17 protein-coding genes are annotated in these 17,120 nt (G+C 61.7%); 13 read left to right on the top strand and 4 right to left on the bottom strand.

Features of this window, described 5'->3' with window-relative positions; all coding sequences use genetic code 11:
• Window positions 1–42: 42 nt before the first annotated feature.
• The 6 genes from BLU26_RS07210 to BLU26_RS07235 all read left to right on the top strand — a co-directional run bounded on the left by BLU26_RS07210 (window position 43) and on the right by BLU26_RS07235 (window position 5,584).
• Window positions 43–525 (top strand): sigma-70 family RNA polymerase sigma factor, encoded by a 483-nt coding sequence (locus tag BLU26_RS07210; protein WP_092288400.1) that lies wholly within the window; start codon window positions 43–45, stop codon window positions 523–525.
• Window positions 522–1,463 carry a FecR domain-containing protein gene (locus BLU26_RS07215; RefSeq protein WP_092285231.1) on the top strand — a complete coding sequence of 314 codons (942 nt, stop codon included), beginning with the start codon at window positions 522–524 and terminating at the stop codon, window positions 1,461–1,463. The genes BLU26_RS07210 and BLU26_RS07215 overlap by 4 nt, the downstream gene beginning before the upstream one ends.
• Window positions 1,464–1,557: 94 nt before the next feature.
• The gene (locus BLU26_RS07220; RefSeq protein ID WP_092285233.1) at window positions 1,558–1,752 is read left to right on the top strand and encodes a hypothetical protein; all 195 of its coding nucleotides are present in this window, start codon (window positions 1,558–1,560) and stop codon (window positions 1,750–1,752) included.
• Between the two features lie 12 nt (window positions 1,753–1,764).
• Window positions 1,765–4,020 (top strand): TonB-dependent siderophore receptor, encoded by a 2,256-nt coding sequence (locus tag BLU26_RS07225; protein ID WP_269433989.1) that lies wholly within the window; start codon window positions 1,765–1,767, stop codon window positions 4,018–4,020.
• 155 nt (window positions 4,021–4,175) lie between these two features.
• The gene (ppa, locus tag BLU26_RS07230) at window positions 4,176–4,703 is read left to right on the top strand and encodes an inorganic diphosphatase (protein WP_092285235.1); all 528 of its coding nucleotides are present in this window, start codon (window positions 4,176–4,178) and stop codon (window positions 4,701–4,703) included.
• Between the two features lie 92 nt (window positions 4,704–4,795).
• Window positions 4,796–5,584, top strand: a complete 789-nt coding sequence (locus tag BLU26_RS07235; protein ID WP_092285236.1) for a methyltransferase domain-containing protein — start codon at window positions 4,796–4,798, stop codon at window positions 5,582–5,584.
• Between the two features lies 1 nt (window position 5,585).
• Here BLU26_RS07235 and dinF read toward each other — a convergent pair whose 3' ends face one another.
• From dinF to BLU26_RS07255, 4 genes are read right to left on the bottom strand one after another with little or no spacing between them, the layout of a single operon-like run.
• The gene (gene dinF / locus BLU26_RS07240) at window positions 5,586–6,938 is read right to left on the bottom strand and encodes an MATE family efflux transporter DinF (protein WP_231702022.1); all 1,353 of its coding nucleotides are present in this window, start codon (window positions 6,936–6,938) and stop codon (window positions 5,586–5,588) included.
• A gap of 3 nt (window positions 6,939–6,941) precedes the next feature.
• On the bottom strand, window positions 6,942–7,310 hold the full coding sequence (locus BLU26_RS07245; RefSeq protein ID WP_092285238.1) for a translation initiation factor Sui1: 369 nt from the start codon (window positions 7,308–7,310) through the stop codon (window positions 6,942–6,944).
• Window positions 7,311–7,313: 3 nt separating this feature from the next.
• The gene (locus tag BLU26_RS07250) at window positions 7,314–7,850 is read right to left on the bottom strand and encodes an NUDIX hydrolase (protein WP_092285240.1); all 537 of its coding nucleotides are present in this window, start codon (window positions 7,848–7,850) and stop codon (window positions 7,314–7,316) included.
• 3 nt (window positions 7,851–7,853) lie between these two features.
• A complete protein-coding gene (locus BLU26_RS07255) occupies window positions 7,854–8,819 on the bottom strand; it encodes a DUF2333 family protein (protein WP_092285242.1) in 966 nt (321 codons plus the stop codon).
• Between the two features lie 176 nt (window positions 8,820–8,995).
• Between BLU26_RS07255 and BLU26_RS07260 the strand changes: the two genes are divergently transcribed.
• From BLU26_RS07260 to prmA, 7 genes are all read left to right on the top strand, one after another.
• Window positions 8,996–10,963 (top strand): methyl-accepting chemotaxis protein, encoded by a 1,968-nt coding sequence (locus BLU26_RS07260; RefSeq protein ID WP_157719324.1) that lies wholly within the window; start codon window positions 8,996–8,998, stop codon window positions 10,961–10,963.
• Window positions 10,964–11,084: 121 nt separating this feature from the next.
• The gene (gene dsbD, locus BLU26_RS07265; protein WP_157719325.1) at window positions 11,085–12,896 is read left to right on the top strand and encodes a protein-disulfide reductase DsbD; all 1,812 of its coding nucleotides are present in this window, start codon (window positions 11,085–11,087) and stop codon (window positions 12,894–12,896) included.
• Window positions 12,897–13,023: 127 nt separating this feature from the next.
• Window positions 13,024–13,467, top strand: coding sequence for a type II 3-dehydroquinate dehydratase (aroQ, locus tag BLU26_RS07270; protein ID WP_092285248.1), 444 nt, complete (start codon window positions 13,024–13,026; stop codon window positions 13,465–13,467).
• A 34-nt stretch (window positions 13,468–13,501) separates the two neighbouring features.
• Window positions 13,502–13,960: an acetyl-CoA carboxylase biotin carboxyl carrier protein gene (gene accB / locus BLU26_RS07275; RefSeq protein ID WP_092285250.1), complete on the top strand. Its 459-nt coding sequence runs from the start codon at window positions 13,502–13,504 to the stop codon at window positions 13,958–13,960.
• A gap of 19 nt (window positions 13,961–13,979) precedes the next feature.
• Window positions 13,980–15,323, top strand: a complete 1,344-nt coding sequence (gene accC, locus BLU26_RS07280) for an acetyl-CoA carboxylase biotin carboxylase subunit (protein ID WP_092285252.1) — start codon at window positions 13,980–13,982, stop codon at window positions 15,321–15,323.
• A 159-nt stretch (window positions 15,324–15,482) separates the two neighbouring features.
• Window positions 15,483–15,956 (top strand): hypothetical protein, encoded by a 474-nt coding sequence (locus tag BLU26_RS07285; protein ID WP_092285254.1) that lies wholly within the window; start codon window positions 15,483–15,485, stop codon window positions 15,954–15,956.
• 215 nt (window positions 15,957–16,171) lie between these two features.
• Window positions 16,172–17,053 carry a 50S ribosomal protein L11 methyltransferase gene (gene prmA, locus BLU26_RS07290; protein ID WP_092285256.1) on the top strand — a complete coding sequence of 294 codons (882 nt, stop codon included), beginning with the start codon at window positions 16,172–16,174 and terminating at the stop codon, window positions 17,051–17,053.
• Window positions 17,054–17,120 lie beyond the last annotated feature (67 nt).

Below are 17,120 nucleotides of genomic sequence, written 5' to 3' on the forward strand. Positions count from 1 at the left end.
ACCGGGCCTCCCAGCTGACTGGCACAGGGCCCGGCGATGGACATGCACACACTTTACCGCGACCACCACGGCTGGCTCGAACGCTGGTTGATCAGCAAACTCGGCTGCTCGCACCGCGCGGCCGACCTGGCGCAGGACACCTTCATGCGCTTACTGGCCAAGGACGACCTGCCCGGACTGCATGAACCCAGGGCCTTTCTCACCACAGTGGCCAAACGGGTCATGTCCAACCAATGGCGCCGCAAACAGCTCGAGCAGGCCTACCTTGAAGCCTTGGCACACCAACCCGAACGCTTCGCCCTGTCGCCGGAAGAGCAGGCACTGGTGATGGAGACCTTGCTGCAGGTCGACCGCCTGCTCGACGGCCTCCCCGGTGTGGTGCGCCGTGTTTTTCTGCACGTACAGCTCGACGGCATGAGTCATGCCGACGTGGCCCGGGCGCTGAATATTTCCATCAGCACAGTCAAGCGCCACCTGCGCCGCGCCGCCCTGCGCTGCTACTTCGGCCTGGAACTGGAGCAATGACCTCCCTTGGCGATATTCCTCAGGACGTCGCGCTGGCGGCGGTAGACCGGCATATCGCACAGCTGGCCGGCGAGCTGGACCCAACAGAGCTTTGCGACTGGCTGGCAGCCGATGAACGCCATCAGCGTGCCTGGCAGCACATCCAATCCACCAACCAGCAGTTCGGCGCGGCCCTCAACCCCGCCGCCCGCGCAGCACTGTTGGCCCCCAGCGGGGCGCAGCGCCGCCGGGCAGTCAAAGCCCTTGGCCTGCTGTTGTTTAGCGGCAGCCTTGCGACTGTGGGCTATCAACTACCCTGGCGCGAGAGACTGGCCGATATTCGCACCGACACCGGAGAACATCGCAGTCTTACCTTGCCAGGTGGGGCGCAGCTGGAGGTCAACACCGCGAGCGCAATAAACCTCGAGTACACTGCCTCGGGCCTGCAACTGCGACTGCTGCAAGGCGAGCTGCTGCTGAATACCTCCGCGACCAACATCAGTGTTGTCACCGCACAGGGCGTGCTGCGGCCGCAGGCCACGCGTTTCGCGGTGTTACAGCGGGACGGCAGGTCGCAGGTTGATGTATTGAGCGGCGCGGTGGCGATTTACCCCGCACAGGCCTCGGGGCTGGCAGGCGTGCTGCAAGCAGGCCAGAGCGCCCACTTCGATGAGCGCCAGCTGTCGGCGGTACAACCCACTGACGCACAGCGCTTCGCCTGGACCCAGGGCATGCTGGTGGCCTCCAGCATGCCGCTCGGGCAATTTGTGCAGACGCTTGCGCGTTACCGCCCAGGCTATCTGGGCTGCGACCCCACCATCGCGCAGCTGCGGATCTCCGGCTCCTACCCCCTGGCCTCAACTGACCGCATTCTCACCAGTCTGACGCAAAGCCTGCCGGTGCGCTTGCAAAGCCTGAGCCGTTATTGGGTGCGCCTGGTACCTGCCAGCGCCGCCTGAGCATTTCGCCGAATATAAAATAAATGAGCTGATTTTGATTCTCGCGTGACAGGGAAGGTAACCACTCGCCAACACCATTAAAAAAGGAATCAGCATGAGCTTCCCTCCCTTCCAGCGTCACCGACTGGCGGTCTGCTCCGCTACGCTGCTGCTGACCAGCGCGCTGGGTCTCGCGGCAGGCCCGGCGACCGCAGCCGATAGTCCCCAGGTAAAGCACTACCAGATCGCCAGTAGCGCACTGGAAGACGCACTCAACCAATTCGGCCGCGAGGCCGGCATCCTCTTGTAGTACGACCCCAGCCTGGTTGCAGGGCGGCGAGCGCCGGCACTGCGTGGCGATTTTAGCGTTGCCGAAGGCTTGCAGCACTTGTTGCGCGGCAGCGGCCTGACCTTGGTGCACCAGGGTGACAACAACTACACCCTGAGCAAAGCGCAAGCGACTGGCGATGCCGACGGTACGGCTATCTTGCCCGCGATGGTCGTATCCGGCGCCGCCGTCAGCAGCACCACCGAGGGCAGCAACTCCTACACTACCGAGGTTACGAGCTCATCCACCGGACTTGACCTGTCGATACGCGACACACCGCAATCGGTCACCGTGGTGACCCGTCAGCGCATGGACGACCAGAACCTGACCTCCATCTCCCAGGTGCTGGATCAGGTTGTCGGTATCGAGGCGAACAGCACCAGCGCGCTGGGCAGCGACGGCATCAGCTACATGTCACGCGGCTTCTCGGTGGAAAATTATCTGGTCGACGGTGTGCCGCGGCCCACCGGCATCTATGGCTTTACCGAAGAAACCGCCGACATGATCGCCTACGACCGCATCGAGGTGGTACGCGGCGCCTCCGGCCTGATGTCCGGCATGGGCTCCCCCGCCGCTAGCGTAAACCTGGTGCGCAAGCGCGCTACCGCCATGCCGCAGGTACAGATCAACCTGCAGGGTGGCGCCTGGGACATGTACCGTGGCGAAGTAGACGTCAGCGGGCCGCTGCTCGATTCCGGCCGATTGCGCGGCCGGCTGGCAGCGGCCTATCAGGAGAACGACAGCTTCGTCGACCGCGAGCACCATGAGCAGCAGGCGCTTTTTGGTGTGCTCGAGGCCGATCTGAGCGACAGCACGCTGTTGTCAGCAGGCTTCGAGTATCAGGATTTCAACAACCAGGGCGCCTCGCGCGACGGCCTGCCGCTGTTCTATAGCGACGGCAGCTATACCGATCTGTCGCGCTCAACCAACTCCGGCACCGACTGGTCCGACTTTACCCGCGACAGCTTGAACCTCTTTGCCCGCCTGGAGCATCAGTTGGGCGACCGCTGGCAACTGAGAGTTCAGGCCGAAAACAAGAGCGGCGGCTACGACGAAAGCCTGGGCTACAACTACGCCCGCTGGATCGACAAGCAAACCGGCGCCGGTGGCACGCTGTATATGACCCGCTGGGCCGCCGACCAGGAGATAACCGCTTTCAACGCCAGCCTGCAAGGTAGCTTCGACTGGCTGGGCCAGGAGCACCAGCTGTTATTCTCGGCCTTCCACGCCGACTATGCCAATGAGGGCGACAATTACCCAGGCTGGTACAACGGCACCATGCCGGTGTCGCTGCCCAATTCCTTTGAGTTCTATGAAACCGGCTACTGGCCCAAGCCCGACCTGAGTGCAACGGGCGGCACCTTCGGCTCAGATGTCAAAACCACCGCCTACGCCGCGGCCATGCGCCTGAATCCAACCGATCGGGTACACCTGCTGCTCGGCGCCCGCGTCAGTGACTGGCAGCAGGACGACTGGACTAAAACCGCCGCCGGTGCCAAGACCACCACACCGGTCACCAACGAAAACGGCGTGGTCACCCCCTATGCCGGCCTGGTGCTCGATTTGACCGAGCAGTGGTCCACCTACGCCAGCTACACCGCCATCTTTGAGCCGCAGAACGAACAGGACATCAGTGGCAAGACGCTCGACCCGCTGGAGGGCAACAACTACGAGCTGGGCCTCAAGGGTGAGCTGATGGACGGCCGCCTGAATGCCACTCTCTCGGTGTTTCAGCTGCAGCAGGAGAATCTCGCGGTATCACTCGGCCCGGGCTTCGTTACGCCTAACGGCGCTCAGGCTTACCGCGCCGAGGCTGGTGCCGAGTCCGAAGGCTTCGAGCTGGAGCTTGCCGGTGAGCTGGCTGAGGGCTGGCAGGTGGCTGGCGGCTTTGCGCGCACCACCACCGAGAACAGCACCGGCGATCACATCAACCGCTACATCCCGGACAATACCTTCAAGCTGTTCACCACCTACGAGTGGGATCAACTGCTGCAAGGCCTGACAGTTGGCGGCAACCTGCGCTGGCAAGACGAGGCCGTTGCCGAAGACGCCGGCCCCAATGGCGAGGATTTCGTGCAGGACAGCCTGTTTCTGGTCGACCTGCTGGCCAAATATCGGGTCAACGAGCAGTTGAGTCTGGCGCTCAACCTGAACAACGCCTTCGACAAGACCTACTACAGCGGCATGCAGTATATCGGCCGCTACGGCGAGCCCCGCAACCTGGTCGCGTCGGCACGCTGGCAGTTCTGAGCCCACGTAGGCATTCGCCGCGAGCCTCGCGGCGAATGCCTGTTAATACGGGGCATATCAACTACGACCAAGGTACACCGGGTTTTACTTGGTATCCCTGCGCGATACGCCTATAATGCCGCCCAGTTTTCAACTATGGCCGATTCAGGTACCCCATGAGCTACGACCAGATCCCCGCAGGCAAAGACGTTCCCAACGACATTTATGTCGCCATTGAAATTCCAGCCAACCACGCGCCGATCAAGTACGAGATCGACAAAGACAGCAGCGCGCTGTTCGTTGACCGCTTCATGGCTACCCCCATGTTCTACCCGGCCAACTATGGCTACATTCCCAACACCCTGGCCGACGACGGTGACCCGCTCGACGTGCTGGTTGTGACGCCGCATCCGGTCGCCCCTGGCGCCGTGATCCGTGCTCGTCCGGTTGGCGTACTGCACATGACTGATGATGGTGGCGGAGATGCCAAGCTGATCGCCGTACCCCACGACAAACTGAGCGTGCTGTACCACGACATCAAGGAATACACCGACCTGCCTGAGCTGCTGATCCAGCAGATCCAGCACTTCTTCGAGAACTACAAGGATCTGGAAGCCGGCAAGTGGGTCAAGATCGACCGTTGGGGCAACGCTGACGAAGCCCGCGCGGAAATTGTTAAGGCTGTAAACGCTTACCAAAAATAAGCGTTTCGCCCCGTTGAAAAGCCGGCCACAAGCTGGCTTTTTTTATGTCTGTCGGTCAGCCTGAGGCTAGCCACCCGCCACCGGAAACTCGTATGACCGACCGCTACTTTGACCACCTGGGCGCACGCTTTGCCCAGCGTATCTACGACAGCCCCAAGGGTGCCATCCGTCTGGCGGTGCTGCAGCGCGACCTGCAGCAGTGGCTGCCGGCGCTAAGCGCATCAGCCACGCCACTGCGCATTCTGGACATAGGCGCCGGGCTGGGTCAGATCAGCACCTGGCTGGCCGGACTCGGCCACCAGCTAACCGTAGCCGAACCCGCCGAGGCCATGCTGGATATCGCCCGCCAGCGCATCGAGGAAAGCGCTCCGGCGCTGCCGGTGCACTTCCTGCAGGCGCCACTGCAGGAACTCGCCGCCCGTGGCGAGCAATATGACCTGGTGGTCTGCCATGCCGTCCTTGAGTGGCTGGCCGACCCGGCCACGGCCCTGCAGCAACTGGCGTCACTGGTACAGCCCGGCGGCGCGCTGTCACTGGCGTTCTACAACCGCGACGCGCTGATCTACAAGAATCTGGTCAAGGGGCAGTTCAAAAAGCTGCGCAAAAAGCCGCTATCCGGGCAAGGCAAGAGCGGTCTGACACCGCAACAGCCGCTGGACCCGCAAGAGGTACTACAGTGGAGCATCGCCGCCGGACTGGACTGCCGCGCCACCAGCGGTGTGCGCGTGTTCTACGATTACATGCCCGAACCCTTCTGCAGCAACAGCAGCCTGGATGACCTGATCGAGTATGAACTGCGCTACAGCCAGCACCCGGCCTATCAGCATCTGGGGCGGTATCTGCATTGGTGGCTGACGCCAGCGATGAGTGGGCAACTCTGAATCAGCGGCGCGCCATCCAGCGGTCGGCACGCCATAGATGCACAAACCAGCCGCCCAGCAGTAGCGAGCGCAGCAGCATGAAGCACAGAAACCCCAACCACACACCCTGATTGCCCAAGCCCTGCAGGCTCCAGGCCAGCGGCAGGTATAACAGCAGCGCGGCCAGCATGGCATTACGCATCGCGCGGGCGCGGGAGGCGCCGATGAATAGGCCGTCAAGCAGATAGCTCCAGACTGCAGCCAGCGGCATCACTGCCATCCAGGGCAGATAGGTGCCGGCCTGCTGGCGCACTTGGGGCAGATCGGTCAGCAGGGCAATAATCGTGTTGCCGCCCAGCAGAAATACCAGTACGAAACCGCAACTCAGCAGTAGTGACCACAGCGTGGATACCACCAGCACCTTGCGCAGGGCCGGTTTGTCCTGCCGCCCCAGTGCATGCCCACCCAGCGCCTCAAGCGCATGCGCCAAGCCATCCAGCCCGTGCGAGGTAAGCAACAGGAAGTTGAGCAGTACCGCATTGGCCGCCACCACCTCGTCACCCAGACGCGCGCCCTGCACGACCAGCAGGTAAAACACCGACTCCAGCGCCAGGGTGCGAATCAGAATATCGCGATTCACCCGAATTAACGGCGCCGCGCCGCGCAGCAACAGGGCGCGCAGCCAGTCGGTCTGCCCCGTGTAACGGCGCAATATCGGCTGCAACAGCGCCAACCCCAGCAGCAGGCCCAGATAATCGCTGATCACCGTGGCCCAAGCTGCGCCCGCCACGCCCCATTCCAACGCCACTACCAGCAGCAGATCCAAAGCCACATTACAAAGATTGACCGCCAGCAGCAGCACGAAAGGCGCACGGCTGTTCTGCGCACCGATAAACCAGCCAATCAACACGAAATTGGCCAAGGCCGCAGGCAGACTGTAGAGGCGAATACCAACGTACAGACGCGCCTGATCCAGCAGCGCCTGGCTGCTGTCCAGCAGATGCAGGCCCAGATTCAACAAAGGGGTTTGGAATAACCAGACCAGCAACGAGATCAGCAGCGCCAGCCATAGCGGCTGCAGCAGTACTCGGCGCAGCGCAGCGCCGTCTTCGGCACCGCAGGCCTGAGCGGCAAAGCCGGTCGTGCCCATGCGCAGGAAACCGGCTGCCCAGAGAATGAAAGTGAAGAGCGTACTGCCCACCGCCACGCCACCGAGAAAGTGAGCGCCATCCAGATGACCGATCACCGCCGTATCGACCAGCCCCACCAGCGGCACGCTGATGTTGGACAGAATCATCGGCAGTGCGATCGCCCACACCCGCTTGTGGGTCGGCGGGTCGCGCCACAGCTGCAGCAGTTCACTGCCCGCAGCCACCGCCTAGCCGCCGGAACGCTTGGTCTTGTAACCCTCGGCGGTCAGCAACTCGCAGAGCAACTCGGCCTTGTCGCCCTGGATCTCGATAACGCCATCCTTGACCGAGCCGCCGCAACCACAGCGGTTCTTCAAGCGCTTGGCCAAGGCTTTCAGTTCCTCGGCGCCCAGCAGCACGCCGCTCACACTGGTAACAGTCTTGCCGCCACGCCCTTTGATTTCACGGCGTACCCGCACAATGCCGTCGCCTTCGGGCAGCGCCTGCTCAGCGCAGCGACACTGCGCCACCGGCTGGCTGCAATCGGGGCACATACGCCCACTGTCGGTTGAATAAACCAGGCCACCCAGGGCCTCGAGACCGTTTTTCTTTGCCATGCCCTATTCCACATCCAGCTGTTGCAACAGGCGCTGCAGAGCGTCCTGCGAATCCGGGGCGTACTGCTCGCCCGGGCGCTGCCAGTCACTGCGTGGATCGACCCAGCGCACTGCCTGCACCTCCTCGGGCTGCAGTTGCAGCGGACCGTCCCAGCAGCAGCTGAATACCGCTGCCCAGAGACGACTCTCTTCGGATTCAAAGTAGAAGCGCAGATGCTCGGTGAGCGTCACGCCTGCGACCCCCAGCTCTTCCGCCAGCTCGCGTTCCGCGCCCTGCTGATAGCTTTCGCCCGCTGCCACCACCCCACCGGCAGCCGCATCCCAGAATCCGGGGTAAAGGCGCTTGTGGTCGGTACGCTGATGCAGGCACAGCTCGCCACGGGAGTTGAAAACAAAGATGAAGGTGCAGCGGGTAATCAACCCGTCTACCTGCGCCTGGCCGCGCGGCACTATGCCAAGCGGCTGGTCCTGTTCATCCACATGAATGACCTGTTCAGCTGCAGACGCTGCCAGGTATGCCTCGATTGCCGTTTTATCCACTGCCTAGCCCTGTTCAAGCAACCGACGCAGGTCGATCATCGCCGCATTGGCACGAGACAGGTAGTTGGCCATCACCAGCGAGTGGTTGGCGAGCATGCCGAAGCCACTGCCATTGAGCACCATAGGGCTCCACAGGGTTTCCTGGGTCGCCTCCAGATCCCGGATGATCTGCTGCAGGCTGACCAGGGCATTTTTCTTCACCAGTACATCGTGGAAGTCATGCTCGATCGCACGCAGCAGATGCACCAGTGCCCAGGAGGTGCCCCGCGCTTCATAGAAGATGTCGTCGATTTCCAGCCAGGGCGTAGTGGTGCCCAGCTTGCCGCCTTCGATCAAGGGCGCGCGGCCCACACTGGCGGAGAGTCGCTGCGACAGCGAACCCAGCCGCGTGCTCACATCGCCCACCCAGCTGGCCAGATTGTCGGCGCGGGCATAGAAGTAGGCATCGCCGCGCTGCAGCCGAGTGATGTACTGGTCGAGCTGCTGCATACCGTGCTGGTACTCGCTTTCACTCGAGGGGAACATCCAGCGGTTGTTATTGGTACTGAACAGCGGCTCGGCCTTGGCCAGGTTGGCATCTTCCTTCGACTGCGACTGCGAGCGCGCCATGTCACGGCGCAGCGCTCGACTCATGTCGCGCACCTGCACCAGGGCACCAAATTCCCAGTTGGGCATATTGTCGAGCCACAAACCGGGCGGCGCCACGTCGTTACTCAGGTAGCCACCCGGCTTGCTGAGCAATTCGCCCATCAACGAGTGCAGCGTACGCGCGGTGTATTCGCCGGACACCATCGGCCTGTCGTCGGCGCGCACCACCAGCGGCGAGAGATCAGGCTCACGACTCCAGTACCAACCCACCACCAGACAAATCAGCAGGTATACCAGCACCACACCCAAGGCGATTCTGCCCACCGTGGAGCCATCCAGGCTGCTGTCGCCAGCCGCATCTGTGCGCTTTCCGAATCTCATCTCTGCACTCCCGTTTCAGTTCGTTGCTCAGCATATCACGGGGCACCCCGCTCCACGCCAACCCGAGCCCACGCCAGACAAGGCACATGGCCATCTTTCATCAAGCTGTAACACAACTGACATTATGCTGGCGCCATCGTTCTAACACTCCCACCTCCAGCTCCAGCGGGTTTGCAATGCGCCTGAAAACACTTACCCTGTTCAATACCAGCCTGCTGGTCGCGGTCGGCATCGCGCTCGGCGCCAGCCTGTGGTGGTCACAACATGCATTAAAGACGCCTTATGCGTTGATGGACACCTACCTGAATATAGTTGCTCAGGTACAAAGCCTGCAGCGCGACACTGAAGCCTACCGTTTGAGTGGCGACGCCCTGCGCCATCAGCAGGCGCAGAACACCGCCGCCGAACTGGCCGATAACCTGCAGCGCCTGCCCGCCGACATTCGCCAGCCACTTGAACAACCTCTCGCGGATTTCACCGAGTTCGTCAGCGGTGATCTGCTGGCCATCGGCAAGCTGGCCGGCGACCCGCAGGCCCTGCTGGTACAGGCCGAGCGCGAACTGATGGCCGAACTGCACAACCTGACCGAGTACGCCAATGCCAGCGCCGAGCAAGGCAACCGCAGCGCACTGCAATACATAGTGCGGCTCGACAGCCTGCAGCAGGACTTGCTGCGCATCAGCCTGGCGCGCGCGCGGCTCTTCAATCAGAACGACCCGGCGTTGATGGACAATCTAAAGCGCCTAATCAGCACCGCCCAGCAGGACGCCGAGACCTTGCAGCAACTCCCCTTGCTTGGTGTGGTAAGCGAAACCGACAGCAGCGAAGACCCTTTCGCCGCGCTATTAGGCGTGGGAGGTAGCGAGGAAACCACCGAGTCCGATCCGGGCGAAGATTACAAGCGCGCCCTGCAATCACTGCTGTCGCGCTACCCGGCGGAGCTGCAGCGCACTGGCGAGCTGATTGCCGAGCGCGCCCGCTTGCAAGGTATTACCGTAGAGCGTACCAACGACCTGCAGCAAGGAGCCGATCTGATTCGGCCGGCTCTGACCGCGGAGCGTGACAACATTACCCACCAGGTGCGCAACGTGCAGCTGGCGATCATTGCCCTGATCATTCTGATCGCTCTGCTGATCGACCGCATTCAGCGCTCGATTGCCAACGCCATCAGCCATTTCGCCCCCACGCTCAGCACCTACGCCAGCGGCGACTTCCGTAGCGCGGTACGCACTCACAGCAACACCCGCGAGCTGGTGCAACTGGAACAGTCGGCCAATCAGCTACGCAACTACCTGATCGAGCTGGTCGCCACCATCAACCAGCAGGCCGAGGCACTCAGCGGTACCAGTCAGCAGCTGGAGCAGCTCTCGGCAGATACCCACGACCGCGCCGCGCAGCAGCAACGTGATACCCAGGCAATCAATCAGGACATTGGCGGCATGGAGGAAGCGGTGCGTCTGGTAGCCACCAGCGCCGGCGAGAGCGCTGAACTGGCGCGCTCGGCCAACCGCGAAGTGCGCGACGGTCAGCAGGTCATCGGCGGCACCATAGCGCAGATGCAACAGTTGGTTAGCGAGGTTGAGACCACCGCGCGCACCATCGATCGCATGGTCAGTGAGTCCGACACCATCGGTGGCGTGCTGCAGGTCATCCAGGGCATCGCCGAACAAACCAACCTGCTGGCCCTGAATGCCGCCATTGAAGCAGCGCGCGCCGGCGAGGCTGGACGCGGCTTTGCCGTGGTGGCCGACGAGGTAAGACAACTGGCACAGCGCACCGCTGGCTCGACGCAGGAAATCCGGCGCCTGATCGAGAGCCTGCAACAGGTTGCGCGGCAATCGGCCGAGCAAATGAACGAACAAGTTCAGCACGCACAGCACACTGCCGAACAGGGCCAGCGCGCGGACGCTGCCTTGAGCGGCATTGTCAGCGCCATCGTGCGTATCACCGAGCTGGCAGAACATATCGCCAGCCACACCGATACCCAGTCTGGCCAGGTACGCACCATTCGCGAGAACAGCCAGCAGATTCATCAGCTGACCGAGGAGAACCTGGGTATGGTTGCGCAAACCCGGGCGCACACGCAGCAGATCAGCCAGCGCAGCGGCGACCTGCTCTCGGCCGTCTCTGCCTTCAAGGTCTGAATCTCCAACCGGCCAGTGGAAGGATTCAGCAACGATTGCCGGGGCGCTGCGCCCCGGACGGCTCTTTCGCCCAACCCGACCAGCCTTTATGATGGCTATCCCTCAACTGGCCGGGTGTGCAATGCGACTGTTCCGTTTTTTCATCTTGCTGAGCCTGCTGCTCACGGCCAGCGCGCAGGCCGCCTTCCCCAGCAGCACCAGCGCATCCGGCTCCTCGCTCACCGGGCTGCTACAAGGCAGTAGCAATCAGGCCGATTTTCTACCCGTCCACGAGGCCTTTCGCCCCGGCCTGCTGGAGGCCAACGATCAGCAGATCAGCGTCATTTTCGATATTGCCCCCGGCTACTATCTCTACCGCCATCGTCTGCACTTCACACTGCAGGGTGAGCACGATCTGCCGCTGACTGCGCAGCTACCCGAGGGCAAGCACAAAACCGATGAGTATTTCGGCGACGTCGAGGTGTACTACAACCAATTGCAGGTAACCCTCGATGTCAGCGACCTGCCCGCCGCTGCCAGCAACCTTGCCGTGGGCTTTCAGGGTTGCGCTGACGCCGGCCTTTGCTATCCGCCGGAAGTCGTCAACCTGACGCTGACTGAGGCTAGCGCCCCTGCCAAGCCAGCTGACACCAGCGATGCGCCCAGTGGGTTTTCGCTTAGCAGCGAAACGGGCGGCCTTGCCCTGCTGCTGTTTTTTGTCGCAGGTCTGGGCCTGACCTTCACGCCTTGCGTCTTGCCGATGCTGCCGATTCTGTCCAGCCTGGTGCTGGGCCGCAGCGCCATCGGGCGGGGCCGCGCACTGGCGTTGGCGCTTGCCTATGTGCTGGGGATGGCCGTCACCCTGGCCATTGTCGGCGCCCTCATCGGCAGTTTTGGCGCGGCGCTGAACATTCAGGCGCGCCTGCAATCACCGTGGATTCTGGGCTCGTTCGCACTCTTCTTTGCGCTCTTTGCACTGGCCATGTTCGGCCACTTCGACCTCAGCTTGCCGCGCTTTCTGCGCGACCCGCTGGAGCGTATTCATCAACGCACCGAAGGCGGCTCACTGGCCGGCGCCGCCAGTATGGGCGCGCTGTCTACCCTGGTGGTTTCACCCTGCATTTCAGCTCCGCTGGCGGGCGCACTGGTCTACATCAGCACCACCGGGGACGCCTTGGGCGGCGGCTTGAAGCTCTTCGCCCTGGGCCTGGGCATGGGTGTGCCTTTGCTGCTGGTGGCGCTGTTTGGCAGCGCTCTTTTACCGCGCTCCGGTCCGTGGCTGAACACCGTCAAACACCTGTTCGGCTTTGGCCTGCTGGCAGTGGCTATCTGGCTGCTTGAGCGCCTGCTTCCGGGCTCGCTGAGCCTGGCTCTCTGGGCCGCGCTGGCCGCCGGCCTGGCGGTGCGCATTGGTCTGTTCAGCGCCGATCACGGCAACTACCTGCGTCGCACCCTGGCACTGCTGATCGCGCTGTACGCCAGTGCCGCCTTGTTCGGCGCTCTCGCCGGCGCTGAAGATCCCCTGCGGCCATTACAGCCGTTCAGTACGACGCGTGACAGCGCTGCGCAGCAGAGCGGCGAGTTCACCACCCTGACCGACCCGGCACAGCTGAACCTGGCACTGCAGAGCGCCGCGCGCCAGCAGCAACCGGCGATCGTCGACGTCTACGCCGATTGGTGCATCAGCTGCAAAGTCATGGAGCGGGAAATTCTCAGCCAGCCGGCGGTACGTGAGGCGCTGGCGGGTTATGCGCGGATCAAGCTCGATTTGACCGACAATACTCCGGCGCAACGCGCCTGGCTTACTCAACATCAACTGTTCGGCCCACCCGCCTACCTGTTCTACCGCGGCGATGGCGAGGAGCAGCGTAAGCTGCGCATTCAAGGCGAAGTAGACAAGGCCCACTTCCTGCGCCTCTTGCAACAGGCGGCCGATGGCAATTTAACGCCTTAATGCAGGCATCATGTCGGCATTTGGTGCTAACCTTCGGGTTGTGGACAGTCCAATCCGAATCCGGCAAACTGCCGGGTAAAGCACTGACCGCTTGGTCACACGGATTCAGCAACGGAATATAAGTAAAATGGCCAGCATACTGGTCCTGCATGGACCCAATCTAAACCGTCTTGGCAGCCGCGAGCCCGGCGTCTACGGCGCGACCACCCTCGAGCAGATCAATCAACACCTGCGCGAGCTTGCCAGCCAGCACGGTCATCATCTGCTCAGCCTGCAGAGCAACGCCGAACATGAATTGATCGAGCGTATTCACGCGGCTGGCGATGAGGCCATCGACTTTATCCTGATCAATCCTGCCGCTTTTACTCACACCAGCGTCGCAATACGTGACGCGTTGCTCGCGGTGAGCATCCCATTCATCGAAGTTCACTTATCCAACGTGTATAAACGCGAACCTTTCCGCCATCATTCCTACTTTTCGGACGTTGCCGAAGGCGTGATTTGCGGGTTGGGCGCCCAGGGCTATGAACTGGCCCTGCAGGCGGCAATACACAAAATAGAACAATCCTGAATACGATTAACCCTGCTCTGGAGTGCACGCATCAATGGATATTCGCAAAGTCAAAAAACTAATCGAGCTTCTGGAAGAGTCCGGCATCGACGAGCTGGAGATTCACGAGGGTGAAGAGTCCGTGCGCATCAGCCGGCACAGCCAGCAGCCCGCTGCACCGCAATACTACGCGCCTCAGCCAGCACCTGCCGCCCCTGCTCCAGCAGCGGCCGCCGCGCCCGCAGCACCGGTCGCTGAAGCAGCACCGGCCGAGCCGTCCGGTCACCTGGTTCGCTCGCCCATGGTTGGCACCTTCTACCGCTCACCGTCACCGACTGCCGCGTCCTTTGTCGAAGTAGGTCACACGGTTAAAGCCGGCGATGTGCTGTGCATCGTTGAAGCCATGAAGATGATGAACCACATCGAAGCCGACAAGAGCGGCGTGGTGCAGGCCATCCTGGTGGATAACGGCCAGCCGGTGGAATTCGATCAACCCCTGTTCAGCATCGCCTGAGCCCGGCCCGGAGGCTGCGATGCATAAAGTACTGATAGCCAACCGTGGTGAAATTGCGCTGCGCGTCATTCGCGCGTGCAAGGAGCTGGGGTTGAAGACCGTAGCGGTGCACTCCACCGCAGACCGTGAGCTGATGCACCTGGCCATGGCAGACGAGACCGTCTGCATTGGGCCGCCAAGTGCCACTGACTCCTACCTGAACATCCCTGCCATCATCAGCGCCGCCGAAGTCACCGGTGCGGATGGCATCCACCCCGGCTACGGCTTCCTAGCGGAAAATGCCGACTTTGCCGAGCAGATCGAAAACTCCGGCTTCACCTTCATTGGTCCCAGTGCCGAAGTGATTCGCCTGATGGGCGACAAGGTTTCCGCGATTGCTGCAATGAAGGCAACCGGCGTGCCGACCGTGCCCGGCTCTGACGGACCACTGCCGGAAAACGACGACGCAGAGTGCCTGCGCATCGGTCAACGCGTTGGTTACCCGGTGATTATCAAGGCGGCTGGCGGCGGCGGCGGTCGCGGCATGCGCGTGGTGCACGATGAGGCAGACCTGATCAAGTCGATCAAGCTGACCCGTACCGAAGCGGGCGCGGCTTTTGGCAACCCGATGGTCTACCTGGAAAAATTCCTCACCAACCCACGTCACGTGGAAGTACAGGTGATGTCGGACGGCCAGGGACACGCCATTCACCTGGGCGATCGCGACTGCTCACTGCAGCGTCGCCATCAGAAAATCATTGAAGAAGCGCCTGCTCCCGGCATTGACGAGAAAGCCCGCGCTGAAGTGCAGGCCCGCTGCGTACAGGCCTGTATCGATCTGGGCTACCGCGGCGCCGGCACCTTCGAGTTTCTGTACGAAAACGGCGAGTTCTATTTCATCGAGATGAACACCCGCGTACAGGTCGAACACCCGGTATCGGAGATGGTCACCGGCATCGACATCGTCAAGGAACAGATTCTGGTCGCCTCCGGCCAGCCGCTGAGCTTTACCCAGGACGATGTGGTGATTCGTGGCCACGCCATAGAATGCCGCATCAATGCCGAAGACCCGAAAACCTTCATGCCCAGCCCCGGCACAGTGAGCTTCTACCACGCTCCGGGCGGCAATGGCGTTCGCGTCGACTCGCACCTGTATAGCGGCTACAAGGTACCGCCCTACTACGACTCCCTGGTCGGCAAGTTGATTACCTATGGTGCCACCCGTGAGGAAGCGCTGGCGCGCATGCGCAACGCTATCGACGAGCTGGTAGTAGACGGCATCAAGACGAACACGCCGCTACACCGTGAGCTGGTGCGTGATCCTGGCTTCTGCAAGGGTGGTGTAAATATCCACTATCTGGAGCACAAGCTGGGTTTGAAATAACACCAGCTCAAGGCTGGAGGCCAGAAGCTGCAAGATGCAGTCCTCTTGAAGCCTGAAGTACCAAAGCCCGGGCCTACCCGGGCTTTTTTCTACCGGGCCACGACGTTAACCTGCGACACCAATTCAGCTCTGGCCAGGCACCATAACAAGGAGTGGTATATGAAAAAGGGATTATTGCTGTCACTGCTAGCACTGGCTTTATCCGCCCAGGCCCAGCCTGAGGAAGAAAAGGTCTACCTGCTGGCCGCGGTCAACGTCACCGATACCAGCGTGGCGCAAAGCATCTTTCTGCATGAGCCGGACATTACCGATCTGTCCGGTTGTCGCGAAGCAGTGCAGCAAGGCAAGCGCAACCGCGACTGGATGAGTTATCACCACATTCAACGCAAGGACAGAGCCCAAGGGTTTACCTTTCAGTTCCAGTATCACTGCGTCACCAGCGCGCAGACAATTGAGCCTTGGTATGACAGGGCGCGCTACGATCATGTTTATCTGCTCCGCGTCGACGAAGAGTCCAAACTTACCGTGAAAGCCATGAGCAGCATGGCCAATTGCTACGCAGCACACCGAGCGCTGTCGGGCGAGGAACAAGCTCTCAGCCATTGCGCAAAAAGCAATCAGCAAGTGCGCTGACCACATGGGTTTTGGTTGTACCAAAGCGGGGAAAAACGGATAGCTCCCCCGCCCCCGCCAAGCGGCCGGGGCGGCACCTCTCCGCGGCAGCGGCGGTAGCTTCGCCGAATATTGCACACAGCGACTCTTTTTCTCCGTAGCGGGCACAGCCATAATAGGGCCTGCTACAGCACCAGACGCAAGAGCGTCTTTTGCACACCTTATTGGAAACCCTTATGTCCTGGCTGCAACTCCGACTCGCCATCACCCCCGAACAGGCCGAAAGCCTCGAAGATAAACTACTGGAACTCGGTGCAGTGTCCGTCACCTTCATGGATGCAGAAGATCAGCCTATCTTCGAGCCAGACCTGGGCACCACCCCGCTCTGGTCCAACACCCATCTGCTTGCCCTGTTTGAGGCAGATACCGATGGGCCAGCGCTGCTGCAACACCTGCAACTGCTATGGCAAGGTGAGCTGCCGCAACACGAGCTGGAGCAGATCGAGGACCAGGACTGGGAACGCAGCTGGATGGACAACTTTCACCCCATGCGTTTTGGCGAGCGTCTGTGGATAGTGCCCAGCTGGCACGCAGCCCCGGAGCCCGAGGCGGTCAACCTGCTGCTCGACCCCGGCCTGGCCTTCGGTACCGGCACCCATCCCACAACCGCTTTGTGCCTGCAATGGCTGGATGGCCAGCAACTTAACGGCAAACAGGTGATCGATTTCGGCTGCGGTTCCGGCATTCTGGCCATCGCAGCCCTACTGCTGGGTGCAAAGCATGCGGTCGGCACCGATATTGATGTACAGGCTCTAGAGGCCTCGCGCGACAACGCGCAGCGCAACCACATCGAGGACCAGCGCTTCGATCTCTACCTGCCAGAGAACATGCCACAGCAACCGGCCGAAGTCGTAGTCGCCAATATTCTCGCGGGCCCGCTGGTCAGCCTGGCGCCGCAGTTGGCCAGCCTGGTACTACCGGGTGGCTTGATCGCCCTGTCCGGCATTTTGGCTGAGCAGACCGAAGACATTCTCGCCGCCTATCAGGATTACTTCGAGCTGGACCCGGTCGCCAATCAGGACGGCTGGATTCGCGTCAGTGGCCGTCGCAAGCCGTGACAGCCTGACTCGCTTGTAGGCAAAATACCCCCTCAAAACCGTTACGCGCACAGGACGTCCGGCATAC

This window comes from Halopseudomonas sabulinigri (assembly GCF_900105255.1).
GTDB lineage: Bacteria > Pseudomonadota > Gammaproteobacteria > Pseudomonadales > Pseudomonadaceae > Halopseudomonas > Halopseudomonas sabulinigri.

What these genes read in the sequence shown, in the direction of transcription:
- BLU26_RS07235 (WP_092285236.1), top strand. Translation starts at nt 4,796, where the DNA reads ATGACCGACCGCTACTTTGACCACCTGGGCGCACGCTTTGCCCAGCGT.
- BLU26_RS07260 (WP_157719324.1), top strand. Translation starts at nt 8,996, where the DNA reads ATGCGCCTGAAAACACTTACCCTGTTCAATACCAGCCTGCTGGTCGCG.
- dsbD (WP_157719325.1), top strand. Translation starts at nt 11,085, where the DNA reads ATGCGACTGTTCCGTTTTTTCATCTTGCTGAGCCTGCTGCTCACGGCC.
- BLU26_RS07220 (WP_092285233.1), top strand. Translation starts at nt 1,558, where the DNA reads ATGAGCTTCCCTCCCTTCCAGCGTCACCGACTGGCGGTCTGCTCCGCT.
- BLU26_RS07255 (WP_092285242.1), bottom strand. Translation starts at nt 8,819, where the DNA reads ATGAGATTCGGAAAGCGCACAGATGCGGCTGGCGACAGCAGCCTGGAT.
- BLU26_RS07215 (WP_092285231.1), top strand. Translation starts at nt 522, where the DNA reads ATGACCTCCCTTGGCGATATTCCTCAGGACGTCGCGCTGGCGGCGGTA.
- ppa (WP_092285235.1), top strand. Translation starts at nt 4,176, where the DNA reads ATGAGCTACGACCAGATCCCCGCAGGCAAAGACGTTCCCAACGACATT.
- accB (WP_092285250.1), top strand. Translation starts at nt 13,502, where the DNA reads ATGGATATTCGCAAAGTCAAAAAACTAATCGAGCTTCTGGAAGAGTCC.
- accC (WP_092285252.1), top strand. Translation starts at nt 13,980, where the DNA reads ATGCATAAAGTACTGATAGCCAACCGTGGTGAAATTGCGCTGCGCGTC.
- prmA (WP_092285256.1), top strand. Translation starts at nt 16,172, where the DNA reads ATGTCCTGGCTGCAACTCCGACTCGCCATCACCCCCGAACAGGCCGAA.
- BLU26_RS07210 (WP_092288400.1), top strand. Translation starts at nt 43, where the DNA reads ATGCACACACTTTACCGCGACCACCACGGCTGGCTCGAACGCTGGTTG.
- aroQ (WP_092285248.1), top strand. Translation starts at nt 13,024, where the DNA reads ATGGCCAGCATACTGGTCCTGCATGGACCCAATCTAAACCGTCTTGGC.
- BLU26_RS07245 (WP_092285238.1), bottom strand. Translation starts at nt 7,310, where the DNA reads ATGGCAAAGAAAAACGGTCTCGAGGCCCTGGGTGGCCTGGTTTATTCA.
- BLU26_RS07285 (WP_092285254.1), top strand. Translation starts at nt 15,483, where the DNA reads ATGAAAAAGGGATTATTGCTGTCACTGCTAGCACTGGCTTTATCCGCC.